The following is a 2,037-nucleotide window of genomic DNA, read 5'->3' as shown; positions in this document are numbered from 1 at the left end:
ATATATGAAATATAATAGTAGCAAAAGTGCAAGATATCCTTTATATCAAAAAACTGATAGGACAGAAATACACCAGAAAGGAGGTATTCCAGCCACACCTTCCGGTACGGCTACCTTGTTACGACTTAACACCAGTTACTTGTTTTACCCTAGGTCGATCCTTACGGTGACGAACTTCAGGTACCCCAAGCTTCCATTGTTTGACGGGCGGTGTGTACAAGGCCCGGGAACGTATTCACCGCATCATGGCTGATATGCGATTACTAGCGAATCCAACTTCACGAAGTCGAGTTTCAGACTTCGATCCGAACTGAGATCGGCTTTGAAGATTTGCACACCCTCACGGGTTAGCTGCTCTCTGTACCGACCATTGTAGCACGTGTGTAGCCCTGGACGTAAGGGCCGTGCTGATTTGACGTCATCCCCACCTTCCTCACTACTTGCGTAGGCAGTTCCTTTAGAGTCCCCAGCATTACCTGATGGCAACTAAAGGTAGGGGTTGCGCTCGTTATGGGACTTAACCCGACACCTCACGGCACGAGCTGACGACAACCATGCAGCACCTTGTAAATAGTTCCGAAGAAAAGAAAGGTTTCCCCTTCATGCAATCTACATTTAAGCCCAGGTAAGGTTCCTCGCGTATCATCGAATTAAACCACATGCTCCTCCGCTTGTGCGGGCCCCCGTCAATTCCTTTGAGTTTCAACCTTGCGATCGTACTCCCCAGGTGGATTACTTATCACTTTCGCTTAGCCACCGACTGTGTATCGCCGACAACGAGTAATCATCGTTTACAGCGTGGACTACCAGGGTATCTAATCCTGTTCGCTACCCACGCTTTCGTTCCTGAGCGTCAGTTATAGTTTCGTAAGCTGCCTTCGCGATCGGTGTTCTGTATCATATCTAAGCATTTCACCGCTACATGATACATTCCGCCTACGCCAACTATACTCTAGCATACCAGTATCAATGGCAGTTTCTCGGTTGAGCCGAGAGATTTCACCACTGACTTAATACGCCGCCTGCGAACCCTTTAAACCCAATGAATCCGGATAACGCTTGCATCCTCCGTATTACCGCGGCTGCTGGCACGGAGTTAGCCGATGCTTATTCTTTAAGTACGTTCAGTCTGATACACGTATCAGAGTTTATTCCTTAATAAAAGCAGTTTACAACCCATAGGGCCGTCATCCTGCACGCGGCATGGCTGGTTCAGACTTGCGTCCATTGACCAATATTCCTCACTGCTGCCTCCCGTAGGAGTCTGGTCCGTGTCTCAGTACCAGTGTGGGGGATCATCCTCTCAGAACCCCTAGACATCGTAGTCTTGGTGAGCCGTTACCTCACCAACAAACTAATGTCACGCATGCCCATCTTCAACCGCCGGAGCTTTAAACCTTAAGTGATGCCACTTTAGATTACTATGGAGTATTAATCCCGATTTCTCGGGGCTATCCTCCAGTTAAAGGTAGATTGCATACGCGTTACTCACCCGTGCGCCGGTCGTCGCCTGTCCGAAAACATCGTTACCCCTCGACTTGCATGTGTTAAGCCTGCCGCTAGCGTTCATCCTGAGCCAGGATCAAACTCTTCGTTGTATAAAAAGTTTATTTGTCTATGTTTCCTGACTATCTTTGTTTATTGACGGAGTTGGAAATAAATTTCCAATTCCTGGATATCTTGCTTGCTACATTATATTTTCAATCTTGTTAAAGAACTTTCTTTTGTTTAAACCCCTTGTTAATTGGGAGTGCAAAGATACTCTATTTTTTAAAACTTCAAACTTTATTTGAAATATTTTTTAAAATTTTTAGAGAGCTTTTCGCCGCTAGTAAACTTAATCTTAAGTTTGTTTCGCTAAGCGGGTGCAAATATACAATGTTATTTGATTCGTGCAACATTTGTTTTAAAATAATTTATTTAATCCGAAAACTAATTTCAACTACCTGTAAAACAAGTATGTAAACACCAATATGTAAGGAACGTTGCTGTAATTGCGAGTGCAAAAGTACTGCTTTATTTCGCTTTTCCTAATGT

The 2,037-nt window shown here is 44.6% G+C and carries 1 rRNA gene; it reads right to left on the bottom strand.

Annotated features, from left to right (window positions below):
• Positions 1-76: 76 nt before the first annotated feature.
• Positions 77-1,598: ribosomal RNA gene (locus tag HNS38_RS19970) — 16S ribosomal RNA — on the bottom strand.
• Positions 1,599-2,037 lie beyond the last annotated feature (439 nt).

The sequence above is a fragment of the Lentimicrobium sp. L6 genome (genome assembly GCF_013166655.1).
Lineage (GTDB): Bacteria > Bacteroidota > Bacteroidia > Bacteroidales > UBA12170 > UBA12170.
This window is presented reverse-complemented; position numbering and strand designations above follow the sequence as displayed.